The organism is Streptomyces sp. 3N207 (genome assembly GCF_052246355.1).
In the GTDB taxonomy this organism is placed as follows: domain Bacteria; phylum Actinomycetota; class Actinomycetes; order Streptomycetales; family Streptomycetaceae; genus Streptomyces.
In genome coordinates this window covers 362,746-378,984 of the sequence record NZ_JBQQBV010000002.1, presented here as the reverse complement: position 1 = coordinate 378,984, position 16,239 = coordinate 362,746, and the positions used below count along the sequence as shown (strand labels likewise).

Sequence of the window (16,239 nt, the reverse complement as noted above, 5' to 3'; positions counted from 1 at the left end):
TGCGACCTCCCGCCCCTCGGCAGATACCGACCGACCATTCGGTGAGCCCAGTAATCCAGCGCGGACTCCGGCCTGTCAAGGGAGCCGCAGCGGCCTCCTCGGCAAACTGATCGTTTTCGTCCGCGATCGGAACCGAACAGATGCCGGGCTGCGTGGATGTTCACGTTCAACTATTCGAGAGATTAGTTTTAATGTCTGTGGGATCAGAAGATCCCGCGAGACGTGCCGAGGCATCGGTTGCGGGGGGCGGAGGGGAACGACGGGCGATGGATGTGACCTTGGAGATAGCCGCGATGCGTGCAGGGACCGGGGATCCCGGCACGCTGCTGGGGGAGTTCCGGCGTGCGGCGGTGCTGGTGCCCACGACGGGTGAGGACCAGCTGCTGACGCGGTCCTTCGGCGGGGTGCGCTGGATCCTCGCGTTCACTCACGAGGCGGCGCTGGCGCGGTTTGCCATCGAGAGCGGCGGTGCGCCGGACCAGCCGTGGGAGTACGTGTCCGTCCTGGGCGCCCGGCTGCTGGACGCCGTCGTACCCGCGCTGGACGGCCCGACGGGCGTGGCCGTCGACATCGCGGACGAGGACGGCTCCATGCTCTTCCCGCCCGCGCGGGGGATCGTGCCGGACGAGGTGGCTGTGGGGAGCAACGACCAGGTGGGGGACTTCTGATGGGTGCCGGGGGCGGCAAGGGCGACGGAATCAACTGGAACGAGGAGTCGCTCAATCTGATCGAGAAGGGGCTCAAGGGCGCGATCGACGAGCTCAAGAAGTCCGGCAGCTCCGCCACGTCCTCCTTGCAGGGCGCGGGCTTCGAGGAGCTGTCCCTGACCGGGATGGAGGCCGGGGACGGCGGTGTGGCGGGCGACTTCGAGGACTTCTGCGAGAAGTGGGAGTGGGGCGTACGTGCCCTGGTGCAGAACGCCAACGGGCTGGCCGAGCGGCTCGGTCTGTCGGCGGGCATGGCGCACGAGGAGGACCGGTACGCGGAGGGGGCGCTGAAGGTCGGCCTCAACTCGGTCATGGTGACCGGCAATCCGCATGCGACCGAGGAAGAGATCGCCAAGCAGGGCTGGGGCGACATCATGACGCCGGACGCGCCGGACTACAGCTCGGAGTCCTGGAGCAAGGCGAAGGACGACATCACCCAGGACTGGAAGGACACCGGCCGGGAGTTGAACACCAAGGGCTACGGCGGCAGGCAGATGGACCTCATTCAGGACGCCTCCGGTATGAGCGACGAGCAGCTCGAGGCCGCAAGGGACAGGGCCTTCGGACCGTCGCCGGAAGAACGCGCGGCAGCGGCAGCCCAGCAGCAGAACGGTCAGCAGGGCGGCGGGGGTAACGGCTGATGGGCTTCGATCTGATCCCGGATTCCTGGGAGGACAAGGCCGAGGAGGTCACCGAGGACATCGGTGACGGCATCGAGGGCGCGGGCAATTGGTCGGCCGACCGGTTGGACGATGCCGGCTGGGAGAGCGGCGGGGACTGGGTACGGGACAAGTCCCGTTCGGCAGCGAACCGGCTCGGCGCGGAGACCTCCGAGTTCCAGCTGGACGAGACCGAGGACCCGAAGAAGCTGATCTTCGGCAGCCCGAGCAAGCTGCGTGCGACGGCCAAGCATCTGAAGAGTTTCCAGACGGCGTTCGACAATGTCGCCAAGGGCCTCAAGGGCTTGCACAAGGGCACGTTGAAGGGGAAGGCCGCGGACGCCTTCTGGGAGAAGGTCGGCCTGGAGCCCGCCAAGTGGATCAAGGCAGCCGACGCCTGCGAGAAGGCCGCCGGAGCGCTGGAAGACTTCGCCCACACCGTCGAACGCGCCCAGTCCCAGGCCCGCGAGGCGATCGCCAAGTACAAGGACGACAAGAAGGACGAGGCCCAGGAACAGCTGGACCGGGCCCGCACCCAGCGCAACACGGCCGCCGGCATCGCCCAGACCGCGATCAAGGCAGCGCGCGATGCAGCGCCGCCCAAGCCCGACTACTGGGACCAGGCCGGAGATGGCCTCCAGGGCCTGCAACTGGACGCCACCCACTTCTCCGGCGGCCTCATCAAGGGCACCGCCGGACTGGTCAACTTCGTCCGCGGCCTCAACCCCGCTGACCCGTACAACATCACCCACCCCGCCGAGTACGTCACCAACCTCAACTCCACCGCCACCGGCCTGCTGCGGGTCGCCAACGATCCGGTCGGCACGGGCAAGCGGATGTGGGACGCGTTCCAGAAGGACCCCGCGGAGGGTACCGGCCGCCTCATCCCCGAACTGCTCGGCACCAAGGGCGCCGGTATAGCGCTCAAGGCGGGCCGGGCCGGGAAGCTGGCCAGTCTCGCCGACGATGTGCCCGGCGGGCGCGGTGCCCTCGACGGGAAGGGTGCCGAGGCCGCGGCCAGGGGCGCGAAGGAGACACCGTGCAAGGGCACCGACCCGGTCGACCTGGCGACCGGGCGGATGTATCTGTCGCAGACCGATCTGTCCCTGCCCGGCGTCCTGCCGCTGGCGTTCACCCGCCGCGTGGAGTCCGGCTACCGGCTCGGCCACTGGTTCGGACCGTCCTGGAGCTCGACGGTGGACCAGCGGCTGGAGGTCGACGCCAAGGGCATCGTCTTCATCGGCGAGGACGGCCGGCTGCTCTCCTTCCCGCACCCGGCACCCGGGGTCCCCACACTGCCGTCGGCGGGCCCGGTGAACATGCGGCTGGAGCGCACACCCGACGGTGGCTACACCCTCACGGACCCGGACACCGGCTGGGTGCGGCACTTCGCGCCGCCTGAGGGCGGGCCCGACTCGGAGGACGACGGCGCGGCGCGGATCGAGCAGCTCACCGACCGCAACGGCAACAGCATCACCTTCGAGTACGACACGCAGACGGGCGCACCCTCCCGACTCGTACACAGCGGCGGCTACCAGGTGCGGCTGACGGTCGAGGGCGACCGCGTCACGGAACTCGCGCTGCTGAGCTCCGCCGACCCGGCGCTCTCCGTCATGCGCTACGGCTACACCGACGGCAACCTGACAGAGGTCATCAACTCCTCCGGCCGGCCGCTCCGGTTCGAGTACGACGACGAGAACCGCGTCATCGCCTGGACCGACACCAACGAGCGCCGCTACGACTACGTCTACGACAACCTGCACCGCGTCATCGCCGAAGGCGGCACCGCGGGCCACATGCAGATCCGTATCGACTACGACGGCATCGACGAGGCGACCGGCAACCGAGTCACCACGGTGACGACGCCCGAGGGGCACGCCACCCGGCATCTGTTCAACGACCGCGGCCAATTGACGGGCCAGATCGACGCGTTGGGCCACCGCACACGCATCGAGCGGGACCCGCACAACCGTCCGCTGGCCCACACCGACGCGCTGGGCCGGACCACGACACTGACCTACGACGGGGCAGGCCGCCTGGCGTCGGTCACCCACCCCGACGGGTCGACGGTCACCATCACCCGCAACGCGCTCGGCCTTCCGGTCGCCACGGCGGAGCCGGACGGCTCGGTGTGGCGTCAGGAGTGGGACGCCTACGGCAACCGCGTCTCGTTGACCGACCCGGCGGGCAACACCATGCGCTACGCCTACGACGGCCGGGGCCACCTCGTTTCCGTCACCGACGCCCTCGGCGCCACCACCCGGATACGCTGCGATGCCGCCGGGCTCCCGGTGGAGGTCACCGATCCCCTGGGCGGTGTGACGCGGTACGAGCGCGACGCTTTCGGCCGCCCCGTCCATGCCACCGACCCCACGGGCGCCCGGACCGAGCTGGAGTGGACCATCGAGGGCCGCCCCGCCCGGCGCACCGGCCCGGACGGAACGACGGAGCGCTGGGAGTGGGACGGCGAGGGCAACTGCATACGCCATCTGAACGCGGCGGGCGCCGAGTCGACGTACGAGTACGGCGACTTCGATGTGCTGTCGGCCCGCACGGGCCCGGACGGGGTGCGGTACGCATTCGCCTACGACGCGGAACTCCACCTCACCCGCGTCACCAACCCCCAGGGTCTGACCTGGGACTACTCCTACGACCCGGTGGGCCGACTGGTCACCGAGACGGACTTCGACAACCGTACGCGCCGCTACGAGCACGACGCCGCCGGCCAGTTGACGGCGCGGATCACCCCGCTGGGTGACCGGATCAGCTACGAGCACGACGTGCTGGGCCGCACGACGCGCAAGGACGCGGCGGGCAAGGTCACGACGTACGCCTACGACGCGGCGGGCCGGCTGGCCTGGGCAGTCGGCCCGGACGCGGAGGTGCGCTACCACCGCGACAAGCTGGGCCGCATCAAGACGGAGCTGGTCGACGGCCGCGTGGTGACCCATACCTATGACGCGCTGGGCCGCCGTACCCGCCGCACGACCCCCACCGGCTCCGTCTCCACCAGCACCTACGACGCGGCAGGCAGCCGCACCTCGCTGACGGTCAACGGCCACGCCCTCGACTTCGTCCACGACGCGATGGGCCGCGAGACGGAGCGCCGCATCGGTGACGCGGGGCTCGCCCTCACCCACGTCTGGGACCGGGCCGGACGGCTGACGGACCAGTCCCTGGCCCTCGCCGGAACGGAGACCGTCCAGGAACGCCGGTACTCCTACCGGGCCGACGGCCATCTGACCGGCATCGAGGATCTGCTGGCGGGCCCCAGCACCTTCGATCTGGACGCGGCCGGGCGGGTGACGGCCGTCAACGCCCGCAACTGGTCGGAGACTTACGCCTACGACGAGGCCGGCAACCTGACCCACGCGTCCTGGCCCGGCAAGCACGCGCCCGAGGCCACAGGTGCCCGTGCCTACAACGGCACCCAGGTCACCACGGCGGGCAAGGTCCGCTACGAGCACGACGCCGCCGGCCGGCTCACCCTCCGCCAGAAGACCCGGCTGTCGAAGAAGCCCGACACCTGGCGCTACACCTGGGACGCCGAGGACCGGCTCACCGAGGTGACCACACCCGAGGGTTCGGTCTGGCGCTATCTGTACGACCCGCTCGGCCGCCGTACGGAGAAGCGCCGGATGGCGCCCGACGGCGAGACGGTGCTGGAGCGCACGGTCTTCACCTGGGACGGCTCGACCCTCATCGAGCAGACCACCACGGGCGCCGACCTCCCCCACCCGGTCACCCTCACCTGGGATCACGACGGCACCACGCCGCTCAGCCAGACCGAGCGCCGCACGGAAGAGGCCACGCAGCAGGAGATCGACGCACGCTTCTTCGCCATCGTCACCGATCTGGTGGGCACCCCCACCGAACTCGTCGACGAGAGCGGCGGGATCGCCTGGCGCAGCCGCTCCACTTTGTGGGGTGCCACCGGCTGGCGTGCCGACAGCACCGCCTACACCCCGCTGCGCTTCCCGGGCCAGTACCACGACCCGGAGACGGGCCTCCACTACAACTACTTCCGCTACTACGACCCGGAGACCGCGCGCTACACCACGCCGGACCCCCTGGGCCTGGCCCCCGCGCCCAACCCGGCCACCTACGTCGACAACCCGCAGGCTTTCACCGACGTCCTCGGTCTGGCCCCCAAGTGCGGGCCGTCGCTGAAGGACCGGCTCAAGTCGCTCTTCGGCGGAGGCGGAAGCGACGAGGCACCGGCCCCGGAGCCGCCCAGGGAGCCACTGGCCCTCCCCCCGGGCCGCCCGGACATCGGCGAGCCCGCCACCCTGTACGGGCCCTTCCATCGCAAGGGCTCCCCGACGCAGACCCCCGAGGTGGTGCAGCAGGTGCTGGACAGCGGTGAGCTGTGGGGACGGCTGCCGCGTACCGGCACGGTGGAAGCAGCCCAGGCACACATCGGACGGCTCCCGGCCGATGCCGTACCTGGCAGCTTCGAGTTCTACACTTCCGTCAAGCCGACAGGAATGTCCCACATGACGGGCTACTCAAGCTGGGAGTTGGGGGGCCAAGGCGTCGGTCACACATTCCACAACGGGGATGACTTCGCCCGCATCCCGGTCTTCGTCACGGAGGTGAGATGACGATGGAGCGCGTCGACGCTTCGCTGCTGCGCCGTAACGTGCAAGTCGCGTATCTCGACCTGAGCACGGAGGAGGCCATCCGACGCTGGGGTGAGCCCGAGATCACCTGGGACGACCTCGGCCCCTGGAACACGTTCGTCTTCCGGCTGGCGGACGGCACCCTGGCCGGGCTGGTACGGGAGGTGGAGAACGCCCCCAAGCCCGGGTACTTCCTGCTCGCCGGCAACGAGGAGTCCGGTACGCCGGAGGGCATCGACACCACCGAGGCGCTGGCCGCGTTTCTGTCGGAGGCGCCCTTCGAGGAGGAGCGGGTGTTGGAGCGTTACCCCCTTAACCGGTGATGACTTCTCGGGGGTGTTTCGGGGAGGGCCGAAAGTCCTGGAGCTGACGCATGGGGCGCGACGAGCATGTGTGCCGCAGAAGGCGAACAGGAGGGGGAAACCACATGCTCAAGATGCGCACAGCGGCGATCGGCGTCACCTCGCTGCTGCTGGCCACCAGCGGACTCGCCGTAGCCACCTCGCCGGCCGGCGCCCAACCGGCACCCGACAAGGCGGCTCCCAGCACGACGGGGGAGTTCGAGCGCGGCTGCGACGCTTATCTCTGGCTCGGCATCTACGGCACCACCGACACCTTCAAGCACAAGGGCCGGAAGACCAGCCTCCAAACCGAGAAGGCGCCCGACTGGCACGCCATCACCGAGGCAAAGAACGTCGCGTGGGGGGACGCGATCTCGGTCCAGCGAAGCCTGAAGCCCTTCAAGATGGGCGACAAGCCCAGGTACCCCTCCACCGTCGAAGTGACGGGCGAAGGCGGCGGCATCAAGTCCTGCGACCACGACGTCACCTTGTGGGAGGCAGGCGTCAAGGACAAGGCCACGACCGACACCGTCTGGCTGCAGAGCGATGACTCACACAGCTACGCGGTACGCGCCTGCGTGCACCCTGACGGTGAAGAGTCGCAGTGCGGGCGCTGGTACATCGACCACAAGTAGGCCGCCGTTCACGGTTGTTCTGTACGGCCCCCGCCGGGGCCGTACAGAACGCCCTGCCACTCAGTCGCGCCCTGCGTGCGCGACAAACGCCGACCACGCGGCCGGTGAGACGGAGAGGGAGGGGATGGTGGTGTCCTTGGAGTCCCGGACGTGGACACATCCGGGGAGGGTCGCCACCTCCACGCAGTTGTCCCCCTGGGAGCTGCTGTAACTACTTTTGAACCAGCTCAGCTCGGCGTCGTTGCTCATAGCGCTCCTCGCATTCGCTTCAGCAGGCTCAGTGAATCTGCTGGGGTCAGAGCCTGTGAACGCAGTTTTGCATACCGCATGTGGAGGCGGCTAAGAGCCGTGTCATCCGAGATCAACTGCCCGGTCTCCTGGCCCTCCGCATAGCCGAACCAGCGGTGCCCGGGGGTCTCCAGCAGGTACAACGGTCCATCCATACCCGCGTGTTCGGGCTGCACGAGCGGCATGATCTGCAACTCGACGTGGGGCAGCTCAGCGCGGGCGATCAGGTACTCCAGCAGCTCCTTGGTGACTTCTGCACCGCCCGTCTGCCGTTCAAGGAGAGCTTGTTCGACGATGAAGCTGAACGTCACGGGCCGCTTCCGCTGGAACAGCGACTGCCGCTCCATACGGAGCGTGACCCGCTGCTCGATCTCCTCCTCAGGTGGCATTGGAGGTACCTGCCTCACAACCGCCCGCGCGTATGCCTCGGTCTGCAGCAGCCCCGGCACCATCCGGCAGTCATACGCGTACAGGCTGAGCGCCGTGAGCTCCATCTTGGCCCACTGGCTGAACCAAGCAGCCATACCCGGGCCCCGCGACAAATGCTTCGCGGCCTCCCTCAACGCCCCGCCCGCATCGAACTCAGTCTCCGCCAGTTCGATGAACCGAGGCGGCGGAAACCTCCGCCCCTGCCCAACTCCCGCACACGTGCTCAGCGAATAGCCGGACTTCTCGGCCCAAGCCTCCTGCGTCAACCCAGCCCGCTTGCGCAGCTGCTTCACAACGGCGCCGAAGGTGCGGAGACTGTCGGAGCGTTCCGGTTCTTTGCCGCCGCAGCCGCGCTCCTCGTCGTCCTCGTCGTAAGCATCCAATTCGGGCCACCTCCCTGTGGCGGGGGAACATCCCCAACTCACCCAGGGTTACGGCTCATTGACAGCACTGTCTACAGTCCGCGCCCCTACGCTTGCGCAGCGTAGGGGTTGCTGAACTGGTCATCGGCGGGGGCCAAGCGCCAGCGTGACGCGCATGTATCAGCGTCAGCCACTCTCCCCGGCTCGCTCGGCCGCTACCGAGCGTATGTTCGTACAGCGGTTCTCCGCCACCCGGCGCGGCGCCCGCCTGGCGCGACTTCTCGCGCTGCATCAGTTCGACGCATGGGGCATCCCCTACGGCAGCGAGCCGTCCGACAACGCGGCGGCAATCGTGGCGGAGCTGGCCGCGAACGCGGCACTGCACGGCCGCGTTCCGGGGCGGGACTTCGAACTCGCGCTCAGCGTCCCGGAGCTGGGGTCCTTGCTCATCGAGGTGACGGACACCCGGGGCGAGGCTGCGCCGCGGGTTGCCGCGCCGGCGCAGCCGGACCCGTGCCACGAGTCGGGCCGCGGGCTGCTGCTGGTTGCTGCGCTCGCGACCAGCTGGGGCGTGCGTCAGCGCACCCCGGGCAAGACCGTGTGGGCGCGGTGCCCCGCATAGGGGTGCTGCGCTTGCCCACCCTGCGCCCCTGGCGCAGACTGCCCAAGCACAGCAGGGTGGCGCGGACGCGCCCCGTAAGGGGCGCGGGGAACTGCGCGACCAGCCACAACGGCACCCGCAGCCCGCAGACGTCAGCCAGTGGCAGCCCGGCGGCGGAACCAGTACGCGGCGCCGGCCGCAACGAGCAGCGCCGTGGAGCCGACGGCCCACGGCAACGCATCCGCGGCGACGCGGCGGGCCCGCAATTCCGTGGTGACCCCCGAGACGCGCAGCGGCACCGAATCGGTGTCGTTGGCGCGTTCCGGATCGCGCGCGGAGTACGTATCGCTGTGGTGGATCGCGACGCGACCCACCGCGCCGGGGACCTCGCGGTCGATGCGGAGGCGGATCTCCTCGCCGTCCATGTTGCCCGGGCAGTGCACCGTGCGGCGGTGGTCGCGCAGCGAACACATGGGTTCGCCGGAGTCCTCGGGGACGCCGACCACCGTCGTGCCCTTGGGGGCGGTGAACCGGTAGGTGTACTCAACGTAGTTGGTGCTCGCCTTGTTGCCGTCGGGCCACCGCTCCCGGACGCGGATCGGGACCTCGACGGTCTCGCCCTCCTTGCCTCGTACCGTCGTGCCGAGGGCCGCCACATCCAGGTGGTTGTCCACCTTGACCGTCAGGCGCGCGTGCTTGCGGAAGGGGCCGAGCCCGGCGGCCTTCCCCGGGCGGAGGCGCAGCGTCGGCGCGTCGGGCTTGCCGTCGCGCCAGTCGTGCCAGCGTTTCCGCTCGTAGCGGTAGGAGCCACGGGGGTTGAGGTCCGGGTCGTCCGGAGCGCCGATGGCGTAGGCGTGGTGGTCGAAGCCGGTGTAGAGGATGTCCCGCGGCACATGGAAACCGACCGGCCGGTCAACCATCGCCGTCTCGCCGGGGTCCGGCGCGCGTCCTTCAAGCTTGCACAACGTCATCTCGTGCGTTTCGGCGGTGGCGCCGCAGTTGCGGTACAGGGGTGAGAGGAGCATGCCGTCTTTCGGTTCCATGGTGAGGCCGACGCCGTTCGCCGCACGTACGGGCCCGGAGGCGCGGACGCTCAGCCGCAGCTGGGCCTTGCCGCCGGGCTGCTGGCGCTCCCGGTCGAACTTCCCGCTCACCTCGAAGCGGGGCACGCCGACGACGAGGTCCGTCGTGCGCCGTACGGGGGCGTCGTCGGGGCCCGCCGTCGCGGCGACGGTGATCTTCCCCCGGTCCCTGACCTCGCTGCCACGGGCGGTACTGATCTCCAACGGCTGCACGGCCGTACCGGACTCCTTCGCACGATAGGAGCACTCGATCCGCTCCTTGCCGTCGCGATGGCAGTGCTTGCTCAGCCCGCTCACCTCGGCGACGCCGGAGAGGCCGCCGGTGTCGATCCGTACGGTTACCTGCTGGGTGTGCCCCTTGCCCTTCAGCAGGAACCCGAAGCCCTGCTCCGGCTGGTCCTTCCCCTTCCGGTATTCGTCCAGGTAGCGGGTGGGCTGCGGCCCTTCCAGCGTCACGGCCGCCTCGCCGTCGCCCGGCGCCGCGACGGCGGGAGGTGGAACGAGGGCCGGGGCGAAGGACAGGGCAAGCACCGCGCCGGCGGCGGTCGCCGCCCGGCTGCCGAGTCTCCGAAGTTGTAGCCGCATACGGTGTATGACTCCGCGCGGGAACGATCGGTTCAATCTCCGTCCTTGCCCCGGCAATGGGTGCTGCGCTTGCCCACCCTGCGCCCTGGGGGCACCTCCCGGCCGGAGGCTGGGGGAGCAGACTGCCCAAGCTTTGCGGGGTAGCAATTCAGGGGCGCGGGGAACTGCGCGACAAGCCACAACGCACCCGCAGCCCGCGTCAAGCGGACAGGGGCACCCCCTCATCGGCCATAGCGGCGCCTCTCAAGCGCGGCGGCGATCAGCACCAGCAGCCGAAGCCCGATCACCACGGGAGGGAGCACAAACGCGACCGTGCGCCATGCGCCCGTCTCGGCGAGCATCGCCGTCGGCTTGGGGTCGAGCCGACCACGCGGATCGTAGGTCACCCCGATCCGCTCGCCCTTGTCCGCCCGCTTCTTGTCGAGGGTCATGGAGTCCGGGCGCCCGGCGGCGCAGTCGAGCTTGTGCTTGTAGTCGACGGTGGTGGACGTGTGGGTCACCCCGTTGCTGTCGGTGTACGTGCTGGTGTGCACCTGGCGGTCGACGTCGAGCACCGTGCACCGCGTGGCCTCACCACGGGTGCGCAGGATGTTGTTGCTCACCTCGTCGGCGAGTCCGATGACGCTCAGCGCCAGGAGCACGCTGGTCACGATCGCCACGAGGGGCTGGAAGGGATGGTCCGGATCGAGCAGGAATCCCGTGCCGAACGCGGTGATGAACGCGACGATGACCAGCACGTTACCGATGAACACACTGCTGCCCGGCGACCCGTTGGCCGCGTACCGGGCGCCTCCGTAGGCCATGCCGAGAACGAGAAGGGGCGCGACGACGGCGCCCAACGTGTGAAAGACCACTGCCTGCCAGATCCGTCGCCGCGGCTTGTGCACGTACACGGCAACCACCCCCTGTCACAGGGTGTTTACCCCGCGGTGAGCGTCAACCGCCAGTCCCGGACAGCCTTTTGGCCGCCTCGTCCAGCCACTGCTCCTCCCACCGGTCGCGCTGCCAGGAGTGCTCGCGGTGCCGCAGACGGAAGGCGACCAGCAGCGGCAGCACGTCCGCCAGGGAATGCTCGGTGCGGCCCAGCACCTCTCGGGTGACGACCAGTGCGGACTCCGGTGGTACGACGCCGGTGAACAGCCGCTCCAGCACGGCGGGCAGCCCCTCCTCGGCGTACGTCGCGCGGCACGCGTCGGTCAGCGGCGCGAGCCAGCGGACGAACTCCAGATAGCAGGCGGGCTCCCCCGTACCGTCGTGTTCCGTGGGCAGCGCGAAGGTGGCGGCGAGGGCGTGGGCGAGGCGTTGCCCCCAGTCGTGGTCGGGCACGGTGAGGTGCGGATACTCCTTGGTGAACTCCGACCAGTCGGTGCTGCTGCCCACCTCTTTGGCGAACCGGTCGAGGAGCACCGGATTGCGGTCGTAGTAGCCGTAGTCCACCCCGCGGAAGACCTCACGCAGCAGTTCGAAGGGCAGCGAGACCGTCTCGTCCTCTGCGAGCAGGACCGCGTCGTAGAGGTCCTTGGCCTCGGGATGCATATCGCTGGCCAGCCACAGCACCTTCCAGGCGAGGGAGAGTTCGCGGGTGGCCGCCCGTATGGACAGCGGCGCGTCGCCGTCCGCTCCCTCCGGGCGCGGGACGGCGGTACGGGCGGCAGGCGCCGGGAGCGGTTCGTTGAAGACGAAGTCGAGCTGGATCGTGCCGCCGGGCACGCCCTCGGCGGACCATGGGATGACCAGCCGACGGCCCGGTACCCGGTCGTACGTCCAGATCTCGTCGCGCACCGCGCCCCGCGAGTCCAGCCGGACGTCACCGGCCGCTTCGTGGGAGCGGAGGTCGGCGCGGTGGGCGAGCTCGTCCAGCATCCGCTCGGTGCGCTCGTCCTCCAGCTGCCAATCCGCCGGCTCCACCACGAAGTCGAGGTCGCCGGGCTCGCGCGCGGCCTCCCCGTACCAGGCGCGCAGCAGCACGCTCCCCCGTAGCACCAGGTGCTCGGCCCACGGTGAACCGGCGACGGTCGCCAGGACGAGATCCAGTGCGCGGCGGCGTGCCGCGAACCAGCGCTCACCGGTCTCGGCGTCGGCGAACTCCGGGTTCCCCAGCCGCATCGCGTTGGCGTAGTGGAGCGCCGACGGATCGAAGACGGCACGCTGTACGACGGCTTCCCCGCGCACGGGTCGCAGGGTGGGCGGCAATCGCAGAAGGTTCCGGGTCCGCTCGGCCGGCCCCTGCTGCGGCACGGCCTTCTCGGCGGACCAGGGGCCGTGGCCGAGCCTCTCCCACGCCGACTCGTTCATGGCTGTCCCGCCCCTTCCGCCTCGGCTTGCTCTTCGGCGATCCACCCGGCGTCCAACGCCTCCGCACTGTCGTACACCACGAACTCCCGTTCGACCGAGAGGATTTCGTACGGGAGGGAGGAGAGCGCGGTGAGCAGCGCGGCCAGCCGCCGCTCGGCGGTTGCGCTGCCGACACTCCGGCAGCGCTGGGTGACGAAGCGCTCCTGCTGTCCGTCGTCGCGGACACGGCGGGCGTTGCGGGAGAGGTGCGCGGCGTGCCGGACCGCGATCCGGGTCGCTGCTGCCGTGTCCGCATCGTTCGGCAGCAGCAGCTTCACATGGTGCTCGAAGTAGTACGCGGGGCCGAGTGCCGCCCCCTCGGGGTCGGTGGCCGGTACGCCTCGCGCCCACGGCGCCGCCTCCACCTTGACGCGGACGACCGGGCAGGACGCGGCGGCCAGTTCGGCGGCCGCCGACTGCGCTGCCGCCCTGGCCGTGCCGAGCGTGCCGTCGGCGGCGAGGGTGACCATCGGCTGGTCGGGGGTGCGGCCCCGGTCCAGCACGATGTGCGCGTACTTCCAGCCCTGTTCGGCCGCATGGGCGGCAAGCGCGCCGGAGCATACGGCGGGGCAGGAGCCGTCGACGGTCAGATGGATCTCGAACTCGCCCGCGAACGGGTCCATGAACACGGACGCGGACGCGGGCGCCGGGGAGGGTTCGGATGCGCGCACGCGTCCGATCCTCTCAATCCCGCGGCGGCCCCGGGCGTAGGGGGAGAACCCGGGAGGTGCTCGGCGGGCGCCCGTGGTCCCGCAGGTATGTGTGCAGCAGCCCTGAGCCCTCCAGCATGGCTGTCGTCCGTGCGGTCAACTCCTCCTCGCGGCGGGCCAGCGCGGCACGCAGCTCCGCCGTGCTGCCGGACTCGCGCAGGCCGTCCAGGACGGTACGGATCTGGAGCAGCGGATAGCGGCTCTGGCGGAGCAGGGCGATCAGCCGGGCGTCGCGGATCTCGGCGGGGCCGAAGCGGCGGTAGCCGGTGCCCGGTTCCCGGCGCGGGGCCAGCAGCCCGGCCGACTCCCACACGCGCAGCGCGGAGGGCCGCAGCCCCAGCTGGTGTGCCAGCTCGCCGATGCGCAGGGCGGAGCGGGGCGGCGCCGCTCCCTCGGGGGCTCGCTCGGCCACCGCCGTCAGCGCCTCGCCGGCCGCCCGCAGGGAGCGGCGCTGTTCGTGCAGGGCGGCATGGCCCTCGTTCACCAGGGCCAGCGCGGCGGGTACGTCGCCCGCGTGCACGGCGTGCAGCATGCGCTGGGCCGGGCCGGTGCCGTAGCCCTTCGCCAGCGCGCGATAGGTGAGCAGTGCGGCACGGTGACGCGGGGTGAAGGCGCGGTACCCGGAAGCGGTGCGGTCGGCGGGCGGCAGGATGCCCGCCTCCTCGTAGTTGCGTACCTGCTGCGTCGAGATCCCGGCGGCCCGCGCGAGGTCCACGGAGCGCAGGATCCGCCGCCGCCCCTCCTTCGCCGCGTCAGCACCCATGCCCTGCTCCTCCCTCACAGTGCTGCGAGCGTACGGGGGTCCTCCTGCGGCGACAGCGGTGAGGGCGGTCATCCAAGTGGGGGATTTGTCGGGTGCCTTGAGGCGCACCCGTTCCCTGGAGCACCCCGGAAGGCGGACGATGCGGTCACCGGGTCCCATCCGGGACAGCGCCGACAAAAGAGGTGTCCGCATGCTCCGTATCACCCGCGCCACGTTCCGTACCACCCGTACCCGTAGTGCCCTCACGCTGTCTGCCGCTGCGGTGGCGGCACTGGCGCTGTGTGTGCCGGCCGCGCAGGCGGCGCCGACGACAGCGGCGCAGACCGCGGAGGCGCAGTCCGCCGCGCAGCTGGACGGGAGGGTGGCCAAGCACCGGCACACCGGCCCCGAGATCCACCGCTTCCTCAGCTGGTTCTACGGCGACCACGGGCCGAGCGACTCCAAGCGGGAGCACTTCGTCTCGGACTTCCTGAAGCAGAAGCAGGCGGAGAACCCCGACCACGACGTCATCCTGTGCGCCCAGAACACGCCGCAGAACATCGAGGTGGGGCCGGTGACGACCGCCCAGTCCGCCGGGTTCGGCTGGGCGACGGTGACCGCCTACTGGGCGGACGGCACCACCAGCACCTTCACCGCCTACGTCGCTCTAGACTCCCATCCGATCGAGCTGCACGAGGTCGTGTGCGCTCAGTGAGGTCCTGCGACAGCGGAGTGACATGGGTGTAGGGACAGACGCGGAGCCGGAACCGGGCGGCTGGCCCGCCGACGAGGCGGAGGCGGTCGCCGCGCAGGAACGGCTGCGCGAGGCCGCCGACCTGGTCGGGCCCGGACCGGAGCCCGACCAGGTACGGACGGTGGCCGGGGTGGATGTCGCCTATGCGGACGACGGCGGCCTGGTGGCCGCCGCCGTCGTGCTGGACGCGGCGACGCTGGCGGTGGTGGACGAGTCCGTGCACGTGGGACGTACGGACTTCCCGTACATCCCCGGACTGTTGGCGTTCCGCGAACTGCCGTCCGTGACCGCCGCGTTGCGCGGGCTGTCGCACCAGCCCGAGGTGATCGTGTGCGACGGCTACGGCGTCGCACACCCCCGGCGCGCCGGACTCGCCGTCCACCTCGGGGTGTTGACCGGTATCCCCTGCTTCGGGGTCGCCAAGACGCCGTTCCTCTTCGACTATGCGGAGCCGGGGCCGGAGCGGGGCGGGTGGACGCCGCTGACCATCGACGGCGAGCAGGTGGGGCGTGCGCTGCGCACCCAGGACGGGGTCAAGCCGGTCTTCGTCTCCGTCGGCAGCGGCATCGGCCTCGACAACGCCACCGCGCTCGCCTTGCGGCTTGCCCCCGACTACCGCCAGCCCGAAACCACCCGCAGAGCTGACCACTTGGCGCGTCAGCGGCTGGCCGCACGGTCCGGCTGAGCCCGCTCGCGGGCGGTCTTCGTGCTGCGGGTGGCGGCGCTGTCCGGGCCGTGGGTGACGCGGATCTTGGACTGACCGTGCGGCAGTTTCTCCCAGTCGGCCATGAAACGCGCTGCCAGGCCGAGATGTCGATGCCGTAGTAGTGCCCCGGCTCCAGATGCCGGATGAACCGCCACCCCGCCCGCAGGTTGCCGCAACCGATCTCCAGCATCCGGTGCTCGGGGCGCAGGCCATGGTCGAGCAGGTAGTCGAACTGCATCGCTCCCAGCGCCAGCCACCGTTCGTGGCTGGCGCTGCCGACCGCCGCTTCCGGGTCGGCGCGGGTGTCGGACCGCATCACCGCCCGGTAGTAGGAGATGTGATCGGGCCAGCGGTAGCGCAGCCACGCGTCCCTGGTGGCGCGGACCAGATAACGGGGGACCCGCTGAGGGTGGCGCAGCGCGTAGGCGACGCGATGCGCCAGGGCGGAACGGTTGACGGTGACGTTCTTGGCAGGCACGCCGATCACTCCCCTTGTCGGATTTCCGGCCCTTCTCGGGTTTCCGGGCTTGCTGCCAGCTCCGTCGCCAAGGAACAGCGCCTGCTCCCGTGAGGCCCAAGCGCCGCCGGGGCACGCGCCCCGCAGGGGCGCGGGGAACTGCGCGACAAGCCACGGGGGTACCTCCCTGCTCGAAGAGCTTGGGGGAGCACCCGCAGCCCGCAT

General features: G+C 70.3%; 16 protein-coding genes and 1 pseudogene. 8 read left to right on the top strand and 9 right to left on the bottom strand.

Annotated elements, in window-relative coordinates:
* The first annotated feature begins 266 nt into the window (after nt 1–266).
* The 5 genes from ACTWP9_RS04465 (at nt 267) to ACTWP9_RS04445 (ending at nt 6,964) form a co-directional block, all read left to right on the top strand.
* Complete coding sequence (locus tag ACTWP9_RS04465; RefSeq protein ID WP_443244627.1) at nt 267–668, top strand: hypothetical protein; 402 nt, start codon at nt 267–269, stop codon at nt 666–668.
* Nucleotides 668–1,348, top strand: a complete 681-nt coding sequence (locus ACTWP9_RS04460; protein WP_443244626.1) for a hypothetical protein — start codon at nt 668–670, stop codon at nt 1,346–1,348. Before ACTWP9_RS04465 ends, ACTWP9_RS04460 begins: the two co-directional genes overlap by 1 nt.
* A complete protein-coding gene (locus ACTWP9_RS04455; RefSeq protein ID WP_443244625.1) occupies nt 1,348–5,970 on the top strand; it encodes a putative T7SS-secreted protein in 4,623 nt (1,540 codons plus the stop codon). The genes ACTWP9_RS04460 and ACTWP9_RS04455 overlap by 1 nt, the downstream gene beginning before the upstream one ends.
* A complete protein-coding gene (locus ACTWP9_RS04450; protein WP_443244624.1) occupies nt 5,967–6,311 on the top strand; it encodes a hypothetical protein in 345 nt (114 codons plus the stop codon). Before ACTWP9_RS04455 ends, ACTWP9_RS04450 begins: the two co-directional genes overlap by 4 nt.
* A gap of 104 nt (nt 6,312–6,415) precedes the next feature.
* Nucleotides 6,416–6,964, top strand: a complete 549-nt coding sequence (locus tag ACTWP9_RS04445; protein WP_443244623.1) for a hypothetical protein — start codon at nt 6,416–6,418, stop codon at nt 6,962–6,964.
* A 60-nt stretch (nt 6,965–7,024) separates the two neighbouring features.
* Here the strand turns inward: ACTWP9_RS04445 and ACTWP9_RS04440 are convergent, their stop codons facing one another.
* Nucleotides 7,025–7,213: a DUF397 domain-containing protein gene (locus ACTWP9_RS04440; RefSeq protein ID WP_443244622.1), complete on the bottom strand. Its 189-nt coding sequence runs from the start codon at nt 7,211–7,213 to the stop codon at nt 7,025–7,027.
* Nucleotides 7,210–8,064: a helix-turn-helix domain-containing protein gene (locus ACTWP9_RS04435; RefSeq protein WP_443244621.1), complete on the bottom strand. Its 855-nt coding sequence runs from the start codon at nt 8,062–8,064 to the stop codon at nt 7,210–7,212. Before ACTWP9_RS04435 ends, ACTWP9_RS04440 begins: the two co-directional genes overlap by 4 nt.
* A 205-nt stretch (nt 8,065–8,269) precedes the next feature.
* On the opposite strand from ACTWP9_RS04435, the gene ACTWP9_RS04430 reads away from it, so the two are divergent.
* Nucleotides 8,270–8,665, top strand: a complete 396-nt coding sequence (locus ACTWP9_RS04430; protein WP_443244620.1) for an ATP-binding protein — start codon at nt 8,270–8,272, stop codon at nt 8,663–8,665.
* A 131-nt stretch (nt 8,666–8,796) separates the two neighbouring features.
* Here ACTWP9_RS04430 and ACTWP9_RS04425 read toward each other — a convergent pair whose 3' ends face one another.
* The 5 genes from ACTWP9_RS04425 to ACTWP9_RS04405 form a co-directional block, all read right to left on the bottom strand.
* On the bottom strand, nt 8,797–10,311 hold the full coding sequence (locus ACTWP9_RS04425) for a hypothetical protein (protein WP_443244619.1): 1,515 nt from the start codon (nt 10,309–10,311) through the stop codon (nt 8,797–8,799).
* A gap of 221 nt (nt 10,312–10,532) precedes the next feature.
* Nucleotides 10,533–11,204 (bottom strand): hypothetical protein, encoded by a 672-nt coding sequence (locus tag ACTWP9_RS04420; protein WP_443244618.1) that lies wholly within the window; start codon nt 11,202–11,204, stop codon nt 10,533–10,535.
* 43 nt (nt 11,205–11,247) lie between these two features.
* Nucleotides 11,248–12,606: a nucleotidyl transferase AbiEii/AbiGii toxin family protein gene (locus tag ACTWP9_RS04415; protein WP_443244617.1), complete on the bottom strand. Its 1,359-nt coding sequence runs from the start codon at nt 12,604–12,606 to the stop codon at nt 11,248–11,250.
* A complete protein-coding gene (locus ACTWP9_RS04410; protein ID WP_443244616.1) occupies nt 12,603–13,316 on the bottom strand; it encodes a hypothetical protein in 714 nt (237 codons plus the stop codon). Before ACTWP9_RS04410 ends, ACTWP9_RS04415 begins: the two co-directional genes overlap by 4 nt.
* A gap of 13 nt (nt 13,317–13,329) precedes the next feature.
* The gene (locus ACTWP9_RS04405) at nt 13,330–14,118 is read right to left on the bottom strand and encodes a MerR family transcriptional regulator (RefSeq protein WP_443244615.1); all 789 of its coding nucleotides are present in this window, start codon (nt 14,116–14,118) and stop codon (nt 13,330–13,332) included.
* 190 nt (nt 14,119–14,308) lie between these two features.
* On the opposite strand from ACTWP9_RS04405, the gene ACTWP9_RS04400 reads away from it, so the two are divergent.
* Together ACTWP9_RS04400 and ACTWP9_RS04395 are read left to right on the top strand one after the other, a co-directional pair.
* Nucleotides 14,309–14,812 carry a hypothetical protein gene (locus ACTWP9_RS04400; protein ID WP_443244614.1) on the top strand — a complete coding sequence of 168 codons (504 nt, stop codon included), beginning with the start codon at nt 14,309–14,311 and terminating at the stop codon, nt 14,810–14,812.
* A gap of 22 nt (nt 14,813–14,834) precedes the next feature.
* Complete coding sequence (locus ACTWP9_RS04395) at nt 14,835–15,536, top strand: endonuclease V (RefSeq protein WP_443244613.1); 702 nt, start codon at nt 14,835–14,837, stop codon at nt 15,534–15,536.
* On the opposite strand, the gene ACTWP9_RS04390 is transcribed toward ACTWP9_RS04395, so the two are convergent.
* Both ACTWP9_RS04390 and ACTWP9_RS04385 read right to left on the bottom strand, forming a co-directional pair.
* A complete protein-coding gene (locus ACTWP9_RS04390) occupies nt 15,509–15,640 on the bottom strand; it encodes a hypothetical protein (protein WP_443244850.1) in 132 nt (43 codons plus the stop codon). The two genes, ACTWP9_RS04395 and ACTWP9_RS04390, sit on opposite strands and share 28 nt — an antisense overlap.
* Before the next feature lie 17 nt (nt 15,641–15,657).
* A pseudogene (locus ACTWP9_RS04385) lies at nt 15,658–16,035 on the bottom strand (methyltransferase); the annotation flags it as partial.
* Nucleotides 16,036–16,239: the final 204 nt, after the last annotated feature.